This is a genomic window from Streptomyces sp. NPDC104096 (assembly GCF_055584385.1).
Genome location: NZ_JBVJMD010000056.1, coordinates 9,887 through 30,800, shown reverse-complemented (window position 1 = coordinate 30,800; position 20,914 = coordinate 9,887). Strand labels below are relative to the sequence as shown.

Below are 20,914 nucleotides of genomic sequence, written 5' to 3'. Positions count from 1 at the left end.
GTCTCGCCACCACTGCGCCCGGGACAGACCGTCGAACGGCACTGACCCGTGCCGGGAGTGTGAGGTCGCACCGTTGTTGCGGTGACTGCCTGCTGTTGGCCTGCAATGCCGCAGATGGATTGGGGCGGATCCTGGTCTCTGCTGGGGCCGTTTGACCTGCGGTCCTGCAGGTTGGGTGAGGTTGCCGCAGTTGCGGTGAGAACGTCTGCTGCGAGTGCGGGGAGAGTGCGCGCTAAGAGAGCATCTGATCTATGTAGCTGGTAGTTAGGGATGATTTTGTGACCACAGGCGTTGGTGGCCGTTGGGTGAGGTGTGAGTGCTCGTCGTTCGTACCGAAGTGATGTCTCCGACGCCCGCTGGGCCTTGATGGAACCGGTCTTCACGGCCTGGCGAGCCGGCCGGACCGGCCCTGGCACGGCGGCTCGGGTCCACGACTTACGGGAGATCGTCAACGCGATCCTCTGCGTGAATCGCACCGGTATTCCGTGGGAGTACCTGCCGCACGACTTCCCTCCGTACAAGACCGTTTACGACCACTACGCGAAGTGGGAAGCGGACGGCACGACCCAACAGGTGCACGACCTGCTGCGCGACAAGACCCGGCGAGCCCATGGCCGCAGTGCAGAGCCGACCGCGGCCGTGATCGACGCGCAGAGCGTGAAGACCCCGGCGAACGTCGCCGAGACCAGCCAGGGCATCGACGCCGGCAAGAAGATCAAAGGACGCAAGAGGCATCTGATCACCGACACGCTCGGCCTGGTGCTGGCCGTCCTCATCACTGCCGCGAACGTGCACGACACCGCAGGCGGCAAGCACCTTCTCGACGATCTGGCCGCAGACCACCCCAACGTGTCCAAGGTCTGGGCCGACGGCGGATACCAGAGCAGCATCATCAACCACGGCGCCTTGCTCGGCATCGACGTGGAGGTGGTCCAGCGACCAAGGACGAAGGGCTTCGAACCCCTGCCGAAGCGGTGGGTGATCGAGCGCACCTTCGGCTGGCTGATGCAGCACCGCCGCCTCGCACGGGACTACGAAGCGCTCCCTCGAAGATCCCGCACCATGATCCACTGGGCAATGGCTAACAAAATGTCCCGCGAACTGACGGGAGAATCCACACCAACCTGGCGAACCGAAACAGGCATCCCACACGCATCAGCCTGAACACACATCAGATGCTTTCTTATGAGCCGGGATTACAGCCTGGTGAGCTGTGGGAGGTGGGACAGATCCCACGGGCGTGGGGAAGACACCTCAGTGAGCACCGCCGCGATAGCGATCACCGGCAGATTCCCACGAGCGTGGGGAAGACCCCCGAGCCGGTCCGCAGCCGGCGCCCCGATGGACAGACCCCCACGAGCGTGGGGAAGGCCTCGTCGCACCTGGTGACGCCCGCGACATCAAGGACAGACCCCCACGAGCGGACCGGCGTGCCGCCGCCGTCGTGCTGCAACCGGACACAGGAGTGGGTGTCCTTGGTGATCCGTACCCGCGTGAGCACAACTCGGGGAAGCGGGAGTGGGGTTGGCATCGGGTCGCGGGCAGGATGGGTGCACGGATCATCTGATGATCCGCTTCATGAGCTTCGGTCTGGCCGCGTACGGGCAGACCGCGAAGACGCCGAGGCCGGTGCGCAGGGCGGGGTCGCGGTGACCGTCCGGCTGGTCTACGGGGCTGGCGTCTCAAGGGGTCCGTCCCGGGGGCGGCGGGCTGTCACGGGGCTGGGCGCCGGGCCGGCCTGGGCGGGACGCGGGCTTTTATCAAGATTATTTGCGGGTGTCAAGTCACGGTATTCAGTGGCGTGACGACGCATGACCCGTTCGGGCTTACTCGAAACACGGCCTCACCGATCCGACAGTGAGGTTCATCCATCGAAAGGAGGAAGGTCGTGTTTCGAACGAGTAAGAAGGTGGCCAGGGTTGCGGCCGTCACGGTAGCCGCCACAGGGGCGCTGCTGGGTGGGGGTGTCGCCGCGCAGGCCGCACCCGCCACGACGCACGCCACCACTGTGGCAAGCGCCAGCACCTGGGGTGGCTGGGGCGATGACAGTGACAGTTGGGGCAGTTCCAGTAGCTGGGGCAGCTCGAGTAGCTGGGGCAGCTCGAGCAGCTGGGGTGGCTGGGGTGGCTGGGGCGACTGGGGCGGCTGGGGCCATTCCAGTAGCTGGGGCAGCTCCGACAGCTGGGGCAGCTCCGACAGCTGGGGCAGTTCCGACGGCTGGGGCAGTTCCGACGGCTGGGGGTAGCCGGTCCGGGGCGGGCGGCACCGATGCTGTCCTGATCCCCGCGGTCACGGGGAGCTGCCGGTGAGAGCGCCCAGGCCCGGGCGTGCGGGGGCGGCAGGCACACCTCAGGTGTGTGATCGCCGCCCCCGCGCGCCCGGTGCCGGGCACCGGCCGAGCTCCCTTCTGTGCCCCTTGGGTGCGCGCCGGCCCAGCTCCCTTCTGTGCCCTTTGGCGGGCACCGGCCCTACGGGCACAAGACCCGACCCGCCGAGTCAGCCCGCCGAGTCAAACCCATCGAGTCATTCCGTCGAGTCAAATCCGTCGAGTCAGTGCAGAGGCTCAATCCAGGGAAGAGGAACCCATGCGACCACTACTTCAGGGACCCGATCGGCAGGGGATGCCAGCCGGGGCCGCGCTTGCGCCGTTGGGCGGGCCCAATCCGGCATCGGCCGTGCATCAGGGTGCTGCGGCTGTGATGCGGCCGCCTGGCCGTGCGGCCGGAACGGGACAGGCCATGAAGATCGTGTGTGTGGGTGGTGGGCCGGGCGCGTTGTATTTCGCGATCGCGGCCAAGCGCCGTGATGCCGGCCTTGACATCAGCGTGATCGAACGTGACCCGCCGGGGGCGACCTACGGGTGGGGTGTGGGGTATGGGGACGACCTGCTCGATCACCTGTACCGCAATGACCCCGTCAGCGCTCAGGTGGTGCGTGAGGCTTCGGCCCTGTGGCAGGACCAGGAGGTGCGCCGCGGGGAGCAGACCGCGTATCTGGGCCGGTACGGCTACAGCATCACCCGTGCGAGCCTGCTGGAGATCCTCACCCTGCGCGCAGCCGAGCTGGGGGTGGATGTCCGGCACGGCCGCAAGGTGGAGGACCTGGCCGAGTTCGCCGACGCCGATTTGATCGTCGCCTGCGACGGGGCCGGCAGCCGGGTGCGCCAGGTGCACGGCGAGGCCTTCGGTACCCGCCTGGACGTCGGCCGCAACCCCTACATATGGCTGGGTACCGACAAGGTGTTCCCCCGCTTCACCTTCGCTTTCGAACGGACCCCGGCCGGGTGGGTCTGGTTTTACGCCTACCCCTCGAGCGCGGAAGTCAGCACCTGTGTCGTCGAGTGCGCCCCGGAGACCTGGCGGGGGCTGGGGCTCGATACGCGCGGCACCGCCGAGGGTGTGCGGTTGCTGGAACAGATCTTCGCCTCCGCTCTGGACGGCCACGCGCTGCTTGGCCAGTCCCGGGGGGAACCGGCTCGCTGGCAGCATTTCACCGAGGTACGCAACGCCACCTGGTGCCACGGCAACGTGGTGCTGCTGGGGGATGCCGCCCACACCACCCACTACACCCTGGGCTCGGGCACCCGGCTGGCGCTGCTGGATGCGATCGAGCTCGCGCACAGCCTGTATACGGAGGCAGAGCTGCCTGCCGCTTTGCAGGCCTACGACAAGCGCCGCCGGGCCGCGCTCCATCCCGTGCAGGCCGCGGCCCGTACGAGCATGGCCTGGTTCGAGCATCTGGACCATTACCTCGAGCAGGATCTGGTGGACTTCGCCTACGCGATGTCGGGACGGCAGGGTGCCCAGGCGCCGTGGCACTACCAGTTGCACAGGGCCACCCAGGTCCCGGTGCTGCGCGGGGTGCGACGGGAAGCAGGCAGAGGCATGCGGAGGTATCTGGCGCTGCGGCGCGGGGAGAGGGCTCTTGGCACGGGCAGCGCCACCAGGAGGGCCGCGACCACGGCGGCACCGGCGGAGCACCGGCCCTGACGGCACCGGTCAGGGCAGCCCCGGCAACCTGGACCACCGAACCTGTCGAGCCGTGATTCCTTATTTCCCCCTGGATTTCCCCCTGGCGGTTTCTCGGCCGGGCCTGGCTCGATGCACAATTTCGGAAGGGCACGAGCTCCACCGCAGTGCTTTTCCTCTTCCCTTCGCGATGCGGCCGCCCGGCGCACGACGAGATTTCACCAACCAGTGTGCCGGGCCGCAAGCCGTGCACCGCGGAAAGGAGAAAATCCATGAGCACTCACCCAGGCACCCATCACCCGGTGCCCGCGGCGGCCGCACCTGTCCAGGGCTTGCCACCGAGGCAGCCCAGGCCGGCGCGTCGTTCCCGGTTCTTGTGCACCGCCCTCGCCGCCACCGCCGTCGCCCTGACTGTGACCCCCGCAACGGCACTGGCCGCGCCCTCCTCCGGAGGGCTCGCCCCCTCCGTGGGGTCCCGGCCCGCTCTGAGTGTTGCGGCGACCGGGGCGCTGCCTGACTCCTCCCGGGCCGACGTGCCCAGTCCCGGCGCGATCGCGCGGGTGATGGGCGCGACCGTCGAGACAGACGACCCCTTGGAAAATTTCGCGCCGTCCAGCGCCCCGGTCACGGTAGCGGACGGGTCCGGCGGTTATCTGACCGCGGTGATCGGCACCCGTTCTCCGAGCGTGGACGGGCGCGGGCAACTGGTCTTTTTCTGGCACGGCACGACGTTTGTCGGCTGGGACAGCAGCAGTGAAAGCCTGGGCATTGAAGCCGTCACTCCCGGAAGAGCGGGTACCGTCCAAGTCACCTACTCCCATTACGGGCCCGATGACGGATTGTGTTGTCCCTCCCTGCCGACGGTCACGATCGAATACCGGTGGAACGGGCATGGCTTCACCCCCTCGGGGATGCCACCAAAACGCGGAGAGGAATCGGCGGTGAGACGGGAGGACGCCTGAACGGTCAGGGCGGTGTTCCAGCCAGGCAGCGTCAGGTTACTGAGCTGGAACTCGTGATGCCGTCTTCGGCGGTCAGGGGGTGATGGTCACTGCCGTCTTTGCGAGGCAGCCGTCCATGAGGTGGCTGCGGGACTGGATGTGGCGCGTCTATGAGGTGGCTGCGGTAGCGGATGTGGCGCAGACCGCGTCGGATGCGCTGCATCAGGTGCTCTGGGGTGGTGAAGGCGACGTTGGAGAGCCGGCCGCGCCGTAGCGGTGACCAGATGCCTTCGACGGCCTTGTGGCCGGGTGCGTGGGGCGGCAGGTGGCAGAGGGTCGGCCAGTCTGAGGTGGCGGCGGATTCTCGCAGGTCGGCGGCCTTGTGGACGTTGGGATGGTTCCGGATCAGGACGATCGGCCTTCGGGCTGCTGGTGTGCTGCGATCAGCAGGTCGCGGTAGTGGCGCCGGGGGGTCTTGCGCCCGTCGCAGTGGGGCGTCGTGGTGGGGTGGCCGGTAGTTCAGCCGTGGCCTGTGTCCTGGTTTGGGGCAGGTCAGGGCGGCGATCGGGATGCGTCTGCGGGAGCGGCCGGGGACCCGCACCACCGGGGTGAGGCCGCGGGGCGAGCAGGTCTTGGCGTGCGGCGGCGTCACGGAGAAGCCGGCTTCGTCGCTGAGCAGGGCCCGGGCTGAGCAGGCCCGGGAGGCGGTGCCGGGATTGCTCCTGGTCCCCGGGCCTCTCGCCGAACCCGCCGTGCCCATTACTGTGCAACGGGCTCTTTACGGTCTGTGCCGTCAGGTGGGTGCAGGGGCCCAGGGCGCAGGGGCCCAGCCGTGCGGGGATCTTGTTGCCGCGGTGGCGATACCGGGTGACCGGGATCGCGCTGATCTTCGGCCAGTTCGGTCCCGTCCGCGCTGATCGGCACCCGTTCTCCGAGCGTGGACGGGTACGGGCAACTGGTCTTTTTCTGGCACGGCACGACGTTTGTCGGCTGGGACAGCAGCAGCGAAAGCCTGGCCATCCAAGCCATCACTCCCGGAAAACCGAGCACCATCCGAGTCACCTACGCCCATTACGGGCCCGATGACGGATTGTGCTGTCCCTCCCTGCCGGCGGTCACGATCGAATACCGGTGGAACGGGCACGGCTTCACCCCCTCGGGGATGCCACCAAAACGCGGAGAGGAAGCGGCGGTGAGACGGGAGGACGCCTGAACGGTCAGGGCGGTGTTCCAGCCAGGCAGCGTCAGGTTACTGAGCTGGAACTCGTGATGCCGTCTTCGGCGGTCAGGGGGTGATGGTCAGTCCCGTCTTTGCGAGGCAGCCGTCCATGAGGTGGCTGCGGGACTGGATGTGGCGCGTCTATGAGGTGGCTGCGGTAGCGGATGTGGCGCAGACCGCGTCGGATGCGCTGCATCAGGTGCTCTGGGGTGGTGAAGGCGACGTTGGAGAGCCGGCCGCGCCGTAGCGGTGACCAGATGCCTTCGACGGGGTTGAGGTCGGTGCGCAGGGCGGCAGGTAGTAGATGGTCAGCCAGTCCCGGGATGCGGCGAACTTTTGTAAGAAGCTGTTGTCCTTTCGATCACATCGCACTCAAGATCGAAAGGGTGACAGCTTCTGACCGCAAAAGCGGCGGCGACGTCCGGCGTCCGGTCCGCGGACTGCGCCGGCCCTCCAGCGCCGCCGGCGTGCGCGGGTCGACGGGAAGCCGGTCGCGGCCCCCCGGGTCACAGGCCCAGGGCGATGGCCATGCGGGTCAGTTCGGCGGTGTTTGTGATGTTGAGCTTGGCCCGGATACGGCGCAGGTAGGCGTCCACAGTGTGGGTGGAGAGGCCCATGTGGCGGGCGGTCTGGAGGTAGGTGCGGCCGGCGGCGATGTGCCGGAGCGTCTCGCGCTCGCGCGGAGCCAGCGCGGGGGCGGGGGCTTCGATGTGCGGAATGGCGAGGGTGGCGCTCATGGTGCTGTCCTCCGGCGAGGGGTCTGACCGTTTAGGGCGATTTGCCCTTATTTCTTTCACATTGCTCGCCGGACGTCATGGCCGTGTCCGCCGACTGTCACAGGTGCGTCACAGGGAAAGGCGGAATGGTTTGAGAAGCCGTATCTCTATCGATCATGAGGACGGTTCTGATCGAACACGGTCCCTGGCCGGGTGATCTCGACCGGGTGGATGCATGAGTACAGGGCCCCTTGGCAGCTCGGGTTTGCGACCCCCCGAGTGCCAGGAGGCCCTGTTGTTCCAGTCCTGCGTGACGGTCCCCGTCTCGTCCAACTCCCGCGTGTCGTCGTGCGATTGCCTTGCGCACAGGTTCGGGAACGCGGCCTCTCGCCCGGAGAGGGTGCCGGTGTGTCCGTCGGACATGACGGACGCGGGGTGGGCAGTGGTGCGGGACGCGATGCCGGTGCCGGCCTGGCTGGAGGGCCGGTTGCCGTCGTGGCGGCCGGCTTTGACAGCGGCGCGTCGGGACAGCGGCGCGAGGTGGGGGCGGCCGTGTTCCGTGACCGAGCTTGGCCATGACACCTCAGCGATGAGCAGATCCGCCGCGTGATCGCTGCGGCTCCGAGTGCCAGGGATCGTTTCCTGAGCGCGCTGCTGGCGTGTACTGGGCTGCGGATCGGTGAGGCGCTGGGCCCTGCACCGCGGCGACACGCACCTGCTGGCCTCCTCCCGCGCTGTGGGCTGCGGCCTCGAGGGTCCGTGCGGACCACTTCTCATCATGGCGATGACCTCGGTGGTCCACGGCTACGTCTGGACCACCAGGTCGTGGGAACCGAAGGTCGTACCGTGAGGCAACCGGAACCGCAACCCCGAACTCGTTCGAGTTCGTATCCTGCGAGTGTGATGGCTGGTGCGCTGTGGCGCCCGACGGAGCTGTGGGACGGGGGGTGGGAACAGCCGCTGATGGCGTCGGGGACGGCGGGGCGGCCGGGGTTGTGGCTGGTGCGGGCGAGGCCTTCAGGCCGGTGGCGGCACGTCTGGCCTCTTCGGTACTGGACGGGACCGAGACGGAGCGTGCGGCGGCGCTGAGGGAGACCCGGGACAGGGACACGTATCTGAGCGGGCACGTGGCCAGGCGCCTGCTGCTGGGTGCCCACCTCGGAGTCCCGCCCGTCGGCGTTCCGCTGGAGCGGCTGCCGTGCCCGCAGTGCGGGGAGCCGCACGGGCGTCCTGCGGTGTGTGGCGATCCCGTGCATTTCTCGCTGTCCCACAGCGGGGGACTGTGTCTGTTGGCCTTCGCGGCGACGCCGGTGGGCGTGGACGTCGAGACGGTCCCCGGCCTCGCGGTGGCCGATGAGGTCGGGGCCTGCTTGCATCCGCGGGAGAGCGCCGAGTCGAGCGAGTTGCTGACGGTGGGCAGGCCGGCGGCGTTCGCTCGGGTCTGGGCGCGCAAGGAGGCCTGTCTGAAAGGGCTGGGCACGGGGCTGGGACGCGCCATGTCACTGGACTGCCTGGGGGCTCGCAGGAGCGCACCAGCCACTGTGCAGGGATGGACGATCAGGGATGTGGCCCTGGACGACGGATACGCCGCCGCGGTCGCGGTTCGGCGCCCAGGTGCCGTACTCAAGGGTTCGTCGGCTTCGGTGACGACGGTGGCCGGGCCGGGCCGGGCGCAGGCCATGGCGGTGAGCGAGCTGTTCGGCGTGGTCTGGCGGGCTGACACACACCATCCGCTTCGTGTGGCCCTGCGTGATTGCCGCACCGGCCGCTCAGCGGCGCTGCCGCTGCGGGCCACCGTCGGCGGCACGCAGCTCTCTGCCATCGACCTGCTGTCCCTCGCCGACGAAGGGCGCATCAAGGAGTTCCCCGTATGGTCTGGTCGCGGTCCGCACTTCGCCCCCAGCGGGGGTGTGGGCGGCAGCGCCTTCGAGTACGTCGTCCCCGTGGAGGTCCTGTACCCAGTTGGTGTGGTAAACGGTTTCGAGGTAGCGCTCGCCGAGGTCGGGGGCGATGGCCACGGCGGTCGGCTGCTGGCGTGGTGCTGACTGCTGGGCGAGCCAACGGGTGGCGCCGCTGACGACCGTGCCGGTGGAGCCTCCGAAGAGGAAGCCGCGGCGGGCGAGCTGGCGGCAGGTGCGGATGGTGTCGGCTTCGCTGACGTGTATCACCTCGTCTACGTAGGAGTCGTCCAGCAGCGGTGGGCGGACGCTCGTACCCAGACCGGGGATCATGCGCCGACCTGGAGTGTCCTTGAAGGTGACAGAGCCCTCGGTGTCGATGGCGACGATGTGCACCGGCCTGTGCCACTCGCGGAAGTAGCGTGCGCAGCCCATGAGCGTGCCCGTGGTACCGGCTCCGACGAAGAGAACGTCGAGGTCGGGGAAGTGGCGGGCGATGGCCGGGGCGGTGGTGCGGTAGTGGGCCATGTGGTTGTTGGGGTTGGTGTATTGGTTGAGCCACACGTACCGGCCGTCCGACGCACACAGTGCGCGGACGTGGTCGATGCGCGCGCCGAGCAGGCCACCCTGCCGGGCGGGCTCAGTGACGATGTGGACCTGGCTGCCGAGCGCTTCCATGAGCAGCCGGGCGGGCAGGTTGCAGCGAGTGTCGGTCACGCACACGAACTCGTAGCCCTTGCTGGCCGCGATCATGCTCAGGGCTACCCCGAGGTTGCCGGAGGAGGACTCGACGAGGACCGCGCCGTCGGTGAGCAGACCGTCGCGTTCGGCGGCCTCGACCATGGCGGCGGCAGCCTTGAGCTTGATCGAGCCGGCGAAGTTGAAACCTTCACATTTGAGGAACAACGGGTGCCGGGTGATCGCCTCCAGGTCGATGTAGAGGTCGTTCTCGTTGAATTCCTGAGGGGTGGATATGACCGGCACGGTGGCCTCCTGATCCGTGTGTGAACCGTCTCCACCAGTCCGCGGGATCACCCCCGGTTCCGTCATGCCACCAAAATTCGGGGCTTGACAACGGTCGGGCTCGCGCGTAGCGGCACGGATTCCTGGGATTCGAGGAGGGGCCTGCAGCGGGCTCGGTGCCTTCCACCTGGGCTTGTCCCGGCGCCTACCGCCACCAATGCGTGGTGTCAAGTTACGAGATTCAGCGGCGTGACGAAGTCGTGCCGGCCAGGCGTACTGGTGGGGCGGGCGTCAGGAACCCGCCGCGAAAGGCTCTGGCGCCTTTGCGGGTGGGAGAAGCCCACTTCCACCACCACACCGACGACACCGGAGCTCACATGGCAGGGAATTCCCCCCGTACCTGGACGGCCGGCCCGCCCCGCCTCTCCACGTGCCCCGACGACAGCGGAGGGCCTGACGCCGGGACCACCGGGTCGCCGGCCGCCACCGCACGGCTACTGGCCGAGGTGCTGGCCGACGTCGTGCGCGTGGAACACGTGTCGGCCGACAGCCACTTCTTCGATGACCTGGGCGCGGATTCGATGGTGATGGCCCAGTTCTGTGCGCGGGTCAGGAAGCGGGCGGACCTGCCGCCGGTGTCGATGAAGGACGTCTACCGGCATTCCACGGTCGAGAGTCTCGCCGCTGCACTGACCGGGCCCGAAGCCGCGGCCTCCGCTGCCACCGGTGCGGCGACCGCGGGCACCGGACTCACGACCAGCGCGTCGACCCCCACGGTGCCTCCGGCACCCGTATCCATGCCCCATCAGCCGCCCGGCCCGCCGTCCGTCCCGGCCTCCGGGCCGGCGCCGGCCACGAACGCCGCACAGACCTCGCACGGGGCCGCAGTACGAGCCGGCACGCGTCAGTACGTGCTGTGCGGGCTGCTGCAGTTGCTGTTTTTCCTCGGGTACTGCTACCTGGCCGCGTCGGCAGCGACACGGGGCTGCGCATGGATCGGCGACGGCTCCACCCTCGCCGATCGCTACCTGCGTTCCGTGCTGGCCGGCAGTGCCGGATTCATCGGCCTGTGCACGGTGCCGATCCTGGCCAAATGGACGCTCATCGGCCGCTTCACGCCCCGTCAGTTCCCCGTGTGGAGCCTCACCTACCTGCGCTGGTGGATCGTCAAAACCCTGATCCGGACCAGCCCGGTCCGCCTGTTCACGGCGTCGCCGCTGTTCGTGCTGTATCTGCGTGCGATGGGCGCGAAAATCGGTCGCGATGTTGCGATCTTTTCCACGCATATTCCTGTGTGTACGGATCTGCTCACCATCGGAGACGGGGCGGTCATACGCAAGGACTCCCACTTCTCCTGTTACCGCGCCCATGCCGGCCTCATCCAGACCGGTCCGGTCACTCTCGGCAAGGACGTCGTCGTCGGTGAACAGACGGTCCTGGACATCCACACCTCCATGGGCGACGCGTCCCAGCTCGGTCATGCCTCGTCCCTGTACGCCGGTCAGGCCGTACCCGCTGGGGAGCGCCGGCACGGTTCACCGGCCGAGCCCACCGGCACAGACTTCCGCAGTGCGCACGCCGCCGACTGCTCCGCCATGCGAAAGGTCCGCTACGTCCTGGGGCAGCTGCTGGCCCTGCTGCTCGTGTATCTGCCCCTGACCACGGGCGGTGCGGCCCTGCTGGTCGCCGCGGTGCCGCAGCTGAAGGCACCCCTCGATGTCGGGTCATGGCCGCGCGCCGGCTCGGCGTTGTCTCTGGGCGCGCTGGCCGCTTCCGTCACGCTGTTCTTCGGCGCCGCGCTCGCCGGGCTTGTTCTCCAGGGCGTGGTGCCGCGTCTGCTCGACAGGGCGATCAAGCCGGACACGGTCTACCCGCTCTACAGCTTCCATTACGGTCTGCAGCGGGCGATCGCCCTTCTGACCAACCGGAAGTTCTTCACCACGATATTCGGGGACAGCTCCGCGATCGTTCACTCCCTGCGCTATCTCGGCTACGACCTGTGCCGTGTCACGCAGACCGGCTCGAATTTCGGCACGGAACTCAAGCACGACAGTCCGTTCCTTACCTCGGTGGGCAGCAACACGATGGTCGCCGACGGCCTGTCGATCATCAATGCCGACTTCTCCAACACGTCGTTCCGCCTCTGCCGTGCCTCGATCGGAGCGCGAAGTTTCCTCGGGAACCGCATCGCCTATCCGGCACAGGCCCAAACCGGCGACAACTGCCTGCTGGCCACGAAGGTCATGGTGCCCATCGACGGAGAGATGCGGGAGGGCGTCGGTCTGCTGGGTTCGCCTCCTTTCACCATTCCGCGCACCGTGATGCGGGATGCCCGGTTGAACAAACTGGCGGGCGGCAGCGAACCGCGCCACCGCCTCGCCCGAAAAAACCGGCACAACGCCGTGACCGCGGTGCTGTATGTGCTGGCGCGGTGGTTCCACGTCTTCGTCGTCACCCTGCTGACGCTGGGAGCCGGAAGCCTCTACCCCTCCATGGGCGCATCGGCGATTGCCCTGTCCATGGCCGGTGGCCTCGTCTTCAGCGTCTGTTACTTCACCCTGATCGAGCGGGCCGCCACGGGATTCACGGCACAACGGCCGCTGACCTGCTCCATCTACGAGCCGTCCTTCTGGCGGCACGAACGCTTCTGGAAGATGGCGGCGGTCGATCATGCCCAGATGTTCGACGGGACCCCGTTCAAGAACGTGGTTCTGCGGTTGCAGGGTGCCCGGATCGGCAAGCGGGTCTTCGACGACGGCTCCTTCTTCCCCGAACGGACGCTGGTGACGGTCGGGGACGACTGCACCCTCAATGCGGGCACGGTGGTCCAGTGCCACTCGCAGGAGGACGGCGCCTTCAAGTCCGACCGCACCACGATCGGTGCCGGCTGCACGCTCGGTGTCGGCGCATTCGTCCACTACGGCGTCACCCTGGACGACCACGTCGACCTTGCCTGCGACTCCTTCCTCATGAAGGGCGAACACGTTCCCTCCAAGGCCCGGTGGGGCGGGAACCCAGCCCGTCAGCTGCCCGGCAACACCCCCCGCCCACCGCTCTGTCCGGCAGGCCGCATCTGACGCCGTGCCACACACACTCCGCCACATCAGAGCGCATCAGCACCCGAACGAAGGACAGATCCTGATGGCACCCGACACTCCCGCCGCCCGGGACTTCTGGCACGGCGTCCTGACCAAGTCCGGCGGCTGCGCGCCCCTTCCGCGCTTCACCCGCGAGCCGGTTGCCCAACTGGCCGAGCACCACGCACCGATCCCCGTCAGTGACGCGGCAGCCGTGCGCCGGCTGGCAGACGACCTGGCCGTGCCGTTGAGTACCGTGCTGCTGGCGGCGCATGCCAAAGTGCTGGCCGCGCTGACCGGTGAAAGCGCCGCCACCATCGGCCTGTTGGGGCTCGCCCCTGGTCGGCCGCTGCCGTGCCGGCTGACGACGGCCCCCCGCTCCTGGCGGGCCCTGCTGGCGCACGCCCACGAGGCCCTCTCGCAGGTACTCGTTCACTGCGACTACCCGGTCGACGACCTCAGGCGCGAACTCGGCCTTCCCGAGCCGTCATGGGAAACCGCACTTGATGCGACCGGTTTCGGCGACGCCCTCGCCCAGGACAGCAGCGCCCCGGCCACCGAGGCAGTGCTGCGGGTGGGCATCGCGCATCACGACGACGGCGGGCTCACGCTGCGGGCGCGCTACCGCACCGACGTCCTCGACGCCGACAGCGCTGTGCGCATCGTCGGCTACCACCTCACCGCGCTCGCCCTGATCGTCGCCGACCCGGCCGCGGAGCACGGCCGGCAGAGCCTTGTGTCCGCCGAGGAACGGCGCTTCCAGCTCGAAGAGCTCGCCGGGCCCCACCGACCCCTGCCCGACGCCGGGGTCCATGAGCTGTTCGAGCAGCGCGTACGGCACGACCCGCACGCGGTTGCAGCGGTGCACGGCAATCGGCAGTGCACCTACCGGGAGCTCAATGCCCGTGCCAACCGGCTGGCCCGCGCCCTGCTGGCGCGAGGACTCCACCGCGAAGGCGTCGTCGCGGTGGTGATGGACAGAGACCTCAACTGGCCGGCCGCCGTGCTGGCCGTCTTCAAGGCCGGAGGCGTCTACCTGCCCATCGAGCCGCATCTGCCTGCCGAACGCGTCAAGGCCATGCTCACCGCTTCCCGGTGCACGCTGGTGCTCACCGGACCGACCGCCCCCACCACCCTCCGAACGGCCCTCGCGTCCCTGCCCACCGTGCGGACGCTGCACACCGACACCGCCGACGAGGAGGGCCACGCCGACGACGACCTCGGTATCGCCGTGGCAGTCGACCAGCTGGCCTACATCTACTTCACCTCCGGCTCCACCGGTAAGCCCAAAGGCGCCATGTGCGAACACGGGGGCATGCTCAACCACCTCCACGCCAAGATCGACGACCTTCAGGTCGCCGAAGGACAGGTGGTCGCCCAGACCGCGCCCCAGTGCTTCGACATCTCGCTGTGGCAACTGCTCGCCGCGCTCCTGGCCGGGGGACGGACCCTTCTGGTCGAGCAGAACGTGATCCTCGCCGTCCGGGAGTTCCTCGACACCATCGCCCGCGGACGGGTCTCCGTCCTCCAGGTTGTTCCGTCGTACCTGGACGTCGTCCTCACATACCTGGAGCAGCACCCGCGCGAACTGCCGGACCTGCGGTACGTGTCGGTCACCGGCGAGGCGCTGAAGAGGGAACTCGCCCAGCGCTGGTTCGCCGCCCAGCCCCACGTCAAGCTGGTCAACGCCTACGGGCTGACCGAGACCTCCGACGACACCAACCACGAGATCATGGACCGTTCACCGGACGGCGACCGCATCCCGCTGGGCCGGCCGGTCAACAACGTGCACCTCTACGTCGTCGACGAACGCCTGAACCCGGTGCCGCTCGGTGCGCCGGGCGCGATCGCCTTCTCGGGGATCTGCGTCGGCCGCGGCTATGTCAACGACCCCGAGCGCACCCGGCCCGCCTACCTCAGCGATCCCCACCGCCCAGGCCAGCGCCTCTACCTGAGCGGCGACTTCGGCCGCTGGCGGCCCGACGGCAAGCTGGAGTTCCTGGGCCGTCGCGACACCCAGGTCAAGATCCGTGGTTTCCGCATCGAGACCGGCGAGATCGAGAACACCCTGCTGCAGGTGCCCGGCGTCCGCGACAGCGCCGTGGTGGTCGCCGAACGGCCCGACCACAGCACACACCTGGTGGCCTTCTACACCTCCCCGCAACCCCTGCACACCGACGTCCTGCTCGATCGGCTGGGCACCGTACTGCCCCCGTACATGGTCCCTTCGGCCGTCCACTGGTGCGCGGACCTCCCGCTGACCGCCAACGGCAAGGTGGACCGCAAAGCCCTCACGGCCCTGGCCACCCGGCTTCATGCCGCGAACGACGACGTCCAGGCGCCCGCTACGCCCACCGAACGGCGGCTGGCCGCCGCATGGGCTGGCGTGCTCGGCGTCTCTGAGGACCGGATCGGACGCCACGACCACTTCTTCGACCTGGGCGGCACCTCGCTGTCGGCCGTGAAACTCGCCATCAGCCTGGAGCGCCTGGTGTCCCCGGCGGACATCACCCGCCACCCCGTCCTGACCGACCTGGCCCGGCTCCTGGAGGAGCTCTGCCGGCAGCAGTCCGTGCGAGGGGCCTCAGCCTGACCTCGTCCCACGTCCCCGACCCAGGGGACATCCCCCACCACGAAAGGACAAGAAAGATGTCACTTCCCCCCTCCACCGTCCCCACGCCCGCCGCTGCGCCCATGCCCGGGACGGAACTGGACGTGCACCCCGGCAAAATCCCCGTCCTGCACACCGGCCCCCAGTCCCGCGGGGACGCGCCGGGCTGGGCGGCCGAGCACCACCACGCCGTCCGCAGCCTCGTCACCGAACACGGCGCGCTGGTCATCCGCGGCCTCGCTGTGCGGGAGGCCGGCCAGGCCGGGGCCGTCCTGCACCACCTGGCTCCCGGCCCGATGACCGAAAAGGAGGCCTTCGCGCCCCGCCGCACCCGCGCGCCGGGCGTCTACTCCTCCACCCCCTGGCCGGCCAACCAGCCCATGTGCATGCACCACGAACTCAGCTACACCCACGCGCCCCCCGGCCTGCTGCTGCTGGCCTGCCTGGCCGCGCCCCGCACCGGCGGAGCCACCGCTCTGGCCGACGCCACCGCCGTCCTCGACGAGCTGCCGCCGAAGCTGGTCCAGCGGTTCGAAGAGGAGGGCTGGCTGCTTACGCGCACGTACCACGACGAGATCGGGGCCTCCTGGGCGCAGGCGTTCGGCACCGACGACCACAGCGCTGTCGAGGACTACTGCCGCGCCCACAGGATCGAGGTGCGCTGGCTGCCCGACAAGGGCTTGCACACCCGCCAGCGCCGCCCGGCCGTGGTGCGCCATCCGGTCTCCGGCCGACGCTGCTGGTTCAACCAGATCGCGTTCCTCAACGAGTGGACGATGGCCCCCGAGGTGCGGGAGTACCTCATCGACGTCCACGGCCCCGACCGTCTGCCTTTCACCACGCGCTTCGGCAACGGCGATCCGGTCGGCGAGGACGTCGTCCAGCTGATCAACGCGGTGTACGAGAGGCACACCGTCCGCGAGCCGTGGCAGGACGGCGACCTGATGCTCGTCGACAACGTCCGCATGGCACACGGCAGAGAGCCCTTCGAGTCACCGCGTGACGTCGTCGTCGCCATGGCCGAACCGCTGCACCCGACCCCCTGCCCGCCGGCCTCGAAGGAGAACGCCCGATGACCACGTCCCCTTCCTGCGCCAGGGAGTCCGCGATGCCCCAGTCCGCGCTGCCCCAGCCGAGCACGACGCCACCGCAGGCCGCGGTGCCACCGTTCGCCGTGATCTCCGGTGCCCAGGTCCAGCACACGCTGCAGGGCCAGGAACGGCAGATCGTCGATCTCGTCGAGGCGACCTACCGGTTGCACGCGGCCGGGGACTCGGTCAATCCGCCGTCGTACTTCCTGCGCCTCCCCGACCGGCCGACGGCGCGGATCATCGCGCTGCCCGCGTCGATCGGCGGGCAGGTACGGGTGGACGGCCTGAAGTGGATCTCCAGCTTCCCCGACAACGTGCCCTCCGGCATCCCGCGAGCCTCGGCCGTGCTCATCCTCAACGACCACGACACCGGCTATCCGCTCGCCTGCCTGGAGAGCTCCATCATCAGCGCGAGCCGAACGGCCGCGATGGCCGCGTCGGCGGCCGACTGGCTCAGCCGCCACCGCCGACGCCCCACCCGCGTCGGATTCTTCGGAACCGGCCTGATCGCCCGCTACATCCACGCCTTTGTGACCGCAACCGGCTGGAGCTTCGACCAGATCGGCATACACGACGTGTCCCCCGACCACGCCGCCGGCTTCCGCAGCTACCTGGAACACACCGATGCGGCCCCACCGATCACGACGCACGACAGCCCGGAGCAGCTGATCCGCTCCAGCGACCTGGTGGTCTTCGCCACCGTCGCCGGCCGGCCACACGTCACCGACCCGGCATGGTTCGACCACAACCCCTTGGTGCTGCACGTGTCGCTGCGCGACCTCGCCCCCGACATCGTGCTCGCATCGGCGAACATCGTCGACGACGTCGACCACTGCCTCAAGGCCGACACCTCACCACACCTGACCGAACAGCTCACCGGCAACAGGGACTTCCTCACCGGAACCCTGGGCGACGTCATGACAGGCCGGGTGGCGCTCCCAAAGGACCGGCCCGTGGTCTTCTCGCCCTTCGGCCTGGGAGTGCTCGACCTCGCCGTCGGCAAACACGTGTACGACGAGGTGACCCGCGCCGGGCATCTGCACGTCGTGGAGGACTTCTTCCATGAACTGCGCCGCTACGGATGAGCGGCCGCACAGCCCGGCCCCCGGTCGGCTCACGCAGGCAAACCCGTCCGGTACCGAGGGGCCGGCCGGGCAGGTCCGACCCGGCCCGGTCCCGATGCCTTCGAGGAGGCGCTCGCCGCGTCTGCGTGCGGACCGGTCCGTCCCGGTCGCTTCGTGGCCGGCCACCCGGAAACGCCGCAAAGGAGCTGTGAGCGGAGTTTCGGGTGAGTCCGGGCACGGTGTGCCTCGTACGTCCATGAGGGCTCACCGGCCCGGTCAGCCCCGTCGGGGACGGCGGGGGAGAGGGGGAGGGATAGCGGCCGCGCTCGCTGCTGAGCGTGCACAGCGTCTTTGACGTGCTCCCCGCCCTAGAGGACGGGGATTCCAGCCTGGGCCGTCTGGCCCTTGTGGTGGCTTCCTGCTTCACCGCGCTGTGCGGGCACGTGTGCCCGTCTTACCGGCGCTCCACAGGCGTTTAGCCTGTCCGCCCGTCCGGCGGCCAGGATGTTGCGTGCGGCGTTGACGTCGCGGTCGTGGACGGTCCCGCACTCCTGACAGGTCCACTCGCGGACGTGCAGGGGCTTGGGGCCGTCCTTGATCCCGCAGGCCGAGCACACCTGAGAGGTGGGCTCGAAGCGTCCGATCCTGGCGAAGTGTCGGCCGTGCCTGGCGGCCTTGTACTCCAGCATGTTCACGAACGCGGACCATCCGGCGTCGTGCACGGACCTGGCGAGCCGGGTGCGCGCGAGAGCGGACACCGCAAGGTCTTCCACGTACACCGCTTGGGTCTCGCGGATGATCTTCGTGGATGTCTTGTGGTGCCAGTCCCGGCGCCGGTCCGCCGCACGGGCGTGCTGACGCGCGACCTTGATGCGGGCCCTGGCCCGGTTCTTCGACCCCTTCGCCTTGCGGCTCAAGTCCTTCTGCAACCGCTTGAGCTTCTTCTCGGCGCGGCGCAGGAAGCGGGGGGAGGCGATCTTCTGTCCGTCGGAGAGGACCGCGAACGCGGACAGGCCGAGATCGATACCGGTCTCGGCGTGGGTCTGGGGCAGGAACTGCGGGTCGGTGTCCACGACGAACGATGCCCAGTACCGGCCGGCCGCGTCCCTCGTGACCGTGACCGAGGTAGGCACGGCCGGAAGCGGGCGTGACCAGCGCACCCGCAGCTCCCCGACCTTCGCCACGTACAGGCGGCTGTTGCCGCGCAGACAGAACCCGTTGGCGGTGAGCCGGATCGACTGCCGGCTGTCCCGCTTGGACTTGAACCGGGGCGGCGCGACCTTCGGGCCCTTGCGCCTGCCGGTGACGCAGGAGAAGAAGTTGCGGTAGGCGGTGTGCAGGTCCCGCAGGGACTGCACCAGCACCACCGACGACACCTCGGACAGCCACACGCGTTCCCCGGTGTGCTTGGCCGCAGTGATGACCTGCTTTTGCAGGTCGGTGTCCTTGATATACGGCAGCCCCGCCGCGTGTGCTTCCCGACGGGCCCGAAGGCCGTCGTTGAAGACCACGCGGGCGCACCCGAACGCCCTGGCCAGCGCATCACGCTGTGCGGGCTCGGGGTACACGCGGAAGTTGTACCGCAGCTGCATGTGATCAACCTACTGCCCGGCACCGACAACACCGGCCTGGACAGCTTCGCCCCGCGGACCGTTCCGGCTTACCCCGCCCTGAAGGACGGGGCTCGCGCCGGGCCCAGCCGGTCATCGGCTGAGCGATCCTGTGCGAGAGACAGTGTCCGGCAAGGGATCTGCCCACCGGGGCGGCCAGGCACGGGCGTGGAGGCGTAATCCCGCGCCCCGTGCTGCTCCTCGCGGCCGGTGCCGGCGGGTGGTGGGCGTGCTGATCGCGGCCACGTCCTGGCGGCCGGTGGGCTGCACAGGGCAGCCGGGTCCGGTCCGTGGTGCGTGTTTCTCCGGACGCCTGCCGGCAAATCCGTGCGAGCGGGCTGCTGGGGAGGGAACCTCGCCTCGCCTGGGCGCGAGGCGGCCCGCCCGTGGCCGGGTGCGGTCGGTCTTCGGCCAGCCTTTCCGGTCGGCCGGGACGGCTGATCGCACTCGACCTGCCGGCCTTGGATGCCCGTGCTCTCCCCGACCGGCCAAGCCCGGCTCCGGGAGCCCCGCCGCCTGCGGTTCCGCCTGTTCTTTGCGGCCGCCCGGCTCGTCACCACCGGCCGGCGCCGCAACCCTCCGCCTCACCCGCCACTGGCCCTGGGCCGGCGAGATCACAGGCGCCCGCGAACGGCTTGTTCTCCTGCCGAACCCCGGCTGACACGGCAGCTTTCCGTCCCCGCGAGCAGCACCACCCCGCCCGGAGCAGTGGAACCCGGCGCCCACCCGAGGTGTCACTCGGGTCTCCGACATGCCCGCCATCAGCCACAGAAAGCGAAACGGTCCACCGACTCCGTCGGCAGACCGTCATGCAGGATCGAGGTTGGCTCGTACGTGGGTGGACGGATGAGGTTGTACGCCGGCAACACTGGTGCGCAACGGTTTTCACGACCAGCACCGCGCAGTGGGCGGCACCTGCCCCAGCCTTGCCTCACACGCAGCCCGGCGGGTTCTGGGGGCCTATGCAGGCCGCGCTCGGCGCTTGCGCCGCGGCCTTCGTCGTCTGAGGCGTTGCCTCAGCACTCGTCACGCCCACCGTTCCCGCGAGCAGCGCAGCAACGAAGAATGCACCGACGAGGTGTCGGATGCGCTTCCGGGTGCTCGTCACCATGAGGACCTCCCTCGACTTGAGGTGGATTAATCCTTGTTTGTCGGTTTAGTACTACAGCTTGGTGCTGCAGCCGGACCGCTGTCAACCACTATGTTTTCGCTGGTCGACGGCATGGAGGTGGTGGGGAGTGCGGTGGGGCGGGGCGGTGACCCCGGCGTCGGGCCGCAGCCATGCCCGCCCGGCGACCGACAGCCGGAAAACCACCGGCCCACCGCGACCGACTCGACTCCGCCGCCCCGAGCGAAAAAGGGGAGGCTAGAACGTGATCACCGACACCGAGGCCGAGCCGGAGTTGGCCGCGTAGGCCCGGCGTCCGTCCGGGGAGACCACCACCCACACCGGGTACCCGTCGACCTTGATGGGGTGGCCCAGGGTGCGGTTGGTGGCGGTGTCGATCACCGACAGCGAATCCGAGCCGCAGTTGGCCGTGTAGGCCCGGCGTCCGTCCTGGGAGATGGCCACCCCGACTGGCTTCTTGCCGACCTTGATGGGGTTGCCCACGGTGCGGTTGGTGGCGGTGTCGATCACCGACAGCGAATCCGAGCCGGAGTTGGCCGTGTAGGCCCGGCGTCCGTCCTGGGAGATGGCCACCCCGACTGGCTTCTTGCCGACCTTGATGGGGTTGCCCACGGTGCGGTTGGTGGC

General features: G+C 69.0%; 13 protein-coding genes and 3 pseudogenes. 10 read left to right on the top strand and 6 right to left on the bottom strand.

The features are described 5' to 3' along the window. Positions 1-312: 312 nt before the first annotated feature. The 3 genes from ACZ60B_RS35515 to ACZ60B_RS35505 all read left to right on the top strand — a co-directional run bounded on the left by ACZ60B_RS35515 (position 313) and on the right by ACZ60B_RS35505 (position 4,930). Entirely contained in the window at positions 313-1,164 is an 852-nt protein-coding gene (locus ACZ60B_RS35515) for an IS5 family transposase (protein ID WP_469394529.1), read from the top strand. A 1,574-nt stretch (positions 1,165-2,738) separates the two neighbouring features. Further along, positions 2,739-3,989, top strand: a complete 1,251-nt coding sequence (locus tag ACZ60B_RS35510) for an FAD-dependent monooxygenase (protein ID WP_469394527.1) — start codon at positions 2,739-2,741, stop codon at positions 3,987-3,989. A gap of 542 nt (positions 3,990-4,531) precedes the next feature. After that, positions 4,532-4,930 (top strand): LppP/LprE family lipoprotein, encoded by a 399-nt coding sequence (locus ACZ60B_RS35505; RefSeq protein ID WP_469394525.1) that lies wholly within the window; start codon positions 4,532-4,534, stop codon positions 4,928-4,930. 31 nt (positions 4,931-4,961) lie between these two features. On the opposite strand, the gene ACZ60B_RS35500 is transcribed toward ACZ60B_RS35505, so the two are convergent. Further along, complete coding sequence (locus ACZ60B_RS35500) at positions 4,962-5,669, bottom strand: transposase (protein ID WP_469394523.1); 708 nt, start codon at positions 5,667-5,669, stop codon at positions 4,962-4,964. A 153-nt stretch (positions 5,670-5,822) separates the two neighbouring features. Here ACZ60B_RS35500 and ACZ60B_RS35495 point away from each other — a divergent pair, with 153 nt between their 5' ends. Next, positions 5,823-6,122 (top strand): LppP/LprE family lipoprotein, encoded by a 300-nt coding sequence (locus tag ACZ60B_RS35495; RefSeq protein ID WP_469394557.1) that lies wholly within the window; start codon positions 5,823-5,825, stop codon positions 6,120-6,122. Between the two features lie 72 nt (positions 6,123-6,194). Here ACZ60B_RS35495 and ACZ60B_RS35490 read toward each other — a convergent pair. Both ACZ60B_RS35490 and ACZ60B_RS35485 read right to left on the bottom strand, forming a co-directional pair. Beyond that, positions 6,195-6,470 (bottom strand): annotated as a pseudogene (locus ACZ60B_RS35490) (transposase); the annotation flags it as partial. 164 nt (positions 6,471-6,634) lie between these two features. After that, the gene (locus ACZ60B_RS35485) at positions 6,635-6,865 is read right to left on the bottom strand and encodes a response regulator transcription factor (RefSeq protein WP_384440709.1); all 231 of its coding nucleotides are present in this window, start codon (positions 6,863-6,865) and stop codon (positions 6,635-6,637) included. Positions 6,866-7,761: 896 nt separating this feature from the next. On the opposite strand from ACZ60B_RS35485, the pseudogene ACZ60B_RS35480 reads away from it, so the two are divergent. After that, a pseudogene (locus ACZ60B_RS35480) lies at positions 7,762-8,298 on the top strand (4'-phosphopantetheinyl transferase family protein); the annotation flags it as partial. Positions 8,299-8,613: 315 nt separating this feature from the next. Here ACZ60B_RS35480 and sbnA read toward each other — a convergent pair. Next, entirely contained in the window at positions 8,614-9,726 is a 1,113-nt protein-coding gene (sbnA, locus tag ACZ60B_RS35475) for a 2,3-diaminopropionate biosynthesis protein SbnA (protein WP_469394521.1), read from the bottom strand. A gap of 485 nt (positions 9,727-10,211) precedes the next feature. Between sbnA and ACZ60B_RS35470 the strand changes: the two genes are divergently transcribed. From ACZ60B_RS35470 to sbnB, 4 genes are all read left to right on the top strand, one after another. Then, the gene (locus ACZ60B_RS35470; protein WP_469394519.1) at positions 10,212-12,782 is read left to right on the top strand and encodes a Pls/PosA family non-ribosomal peptide synthetase; all 2,571 of its coding nucleotides are present in this window, start codon (positions 10,212-10,214) and stop codon (positions 12,780-12,782) included. Positions 12,783-12,846: 64 nt separating this feature from the next. Continuing rightward, positions 12,847-15,375, top strand: coding sequence for a non-ribosomal peptide synthetase (locus tag ACZ60B_RS35465; RefSeq protein WP_469394517.1), 2,529 nt, complete (start codon positions 12,847-12,849; stop codon positions 15,373-15,375). 56 nt (positions 15,376-15,431) lie between these two features. Further along, positions 15,432-16,469, top strand: a complete 1,038-nt coding sequence (locus tag ACZ60B_RS35460) for a TauD/TfdA family dioxygenase (protein WP_469394515.1) — start codon at positions 15,432-15,434, stop codon at positions 16,467-16,469. After that, on the top strand, positions 16,466-17,569 hold the full coding sequence (sbnB, locus tag ACZ60B_RS35455) for a 2,3-diaminopropionate biosynthesis protein SbnB (RefSeq protein WP_469394513.1): 1,104 nt from the start codon (positions 16,466-16,468) through the stop codon (positions 17,567-17,569). The genes ACZ60B_RS35460 and sbnB overlap by 4 nt, the downstream gene beginning before the upstream one ends. Before the next feature lie 347 nt (positions 17,570-17,916). Here the strand turns inward: sbnB and ACZ60B_RS35450 are convergent, their stop codons facing one another. After that, positions 17,917-19,140 (bottom strand): RNA-guided endonuclease InsQ/TnpB family protein, encoded by a 1,224-nt coding sequence (locus ACZ60B_RS35450; RefSeq protein WP_469394511.1) that lies wholly within the window; start codon positions 19,138-19,140, stop codon positions 17,917-17,919. A 480-nt stretch (positions 19,141-19,620) separates the two neighbouring features. Between ACZ60B_RS35450 and ACZ60B_RS35445 the strand changes: the two are divergent. Beyond that, positions 19,621-19,819, top strand: a pseudogene (locus ACZ60B_RS35445) (IS1380 family transposase); the annotation flags it as partial. Positions 19,820-20,524: 705 nt separating this feature from the next. On the opposite strand, the gene ACZ60B_RS35440 reads toward ACZ60B_RS35445, so the two are convergent. Then, positions 20,525-20,914: YncE family protein (locus ACZ60B_RS35440; protein WP_469394509.1), on the bottom strand; the 390-nt coding region annotated here is incomplete at its 5' end.

Excerpts from the sequence above, each read along its gene's own strand:
- ACZ60B_RS35510 (WP_469394527.1), top strand. The coding sequence starts at position 2,739 with ATGAAGATCGTGTGTGTGGGTGGTGGGCCGGGCGCGTTGTATTTCGCG.
- ACZ60B_RS35505 (WP_469394525.1), top strand. The coding sequence starts at position 4,532 with ATGGGCGCGACCGTCGAGACAGACGACCCCTTGGAAAATTTCGCGCCG.
- ACZ60B_RS35500 (WP_469394523.1), bottom strand. The coding sequence starts at position 5,669 with ATGGGCACGGCGGGTTCGGCGAGAGGCCCGGGGACCAGGAGCAATCCC.
- ACZ60B_RS35485 (WP_384440709.1), bottom strand. The coding sequence starts at position 6,865 with ATGAGCGCCACCCTCGCCATTCCGCACATCGAAGCCCCCGCCCCCGCG.
- ACZ60B_RS35465 (WP_469394517.1), top strand. The coding sequence starts at position 12,847 with ATGGCACCCGACACTCCCGCCGCCCGGGACTTCTGGCACGGCGTCCTG.
- ACZ60B_RS35460 (WP_469394515.1), top strand. The coding sequence starts at position 15,432 with ATGTCACTTCCCCCCTCCACCGTCCCCACGCCCGCCGCTGCGCCCATG.
- sbnB (WP_469394513.1), top strand. The coding sequence starts at position 16,466 with ATGACCACGTCCCCTTCCTGCGCCAGGGAGTCCGCGATGCCCCAGTCC.
- ACZ60B_RS35450 (WP_469394511.1), bottom strand. The coding sequence starts at position 19,140 with ATGCAGCTGCGGTACAACTTCCGCGTGTACCCCGAGCCCGCACAGCGT.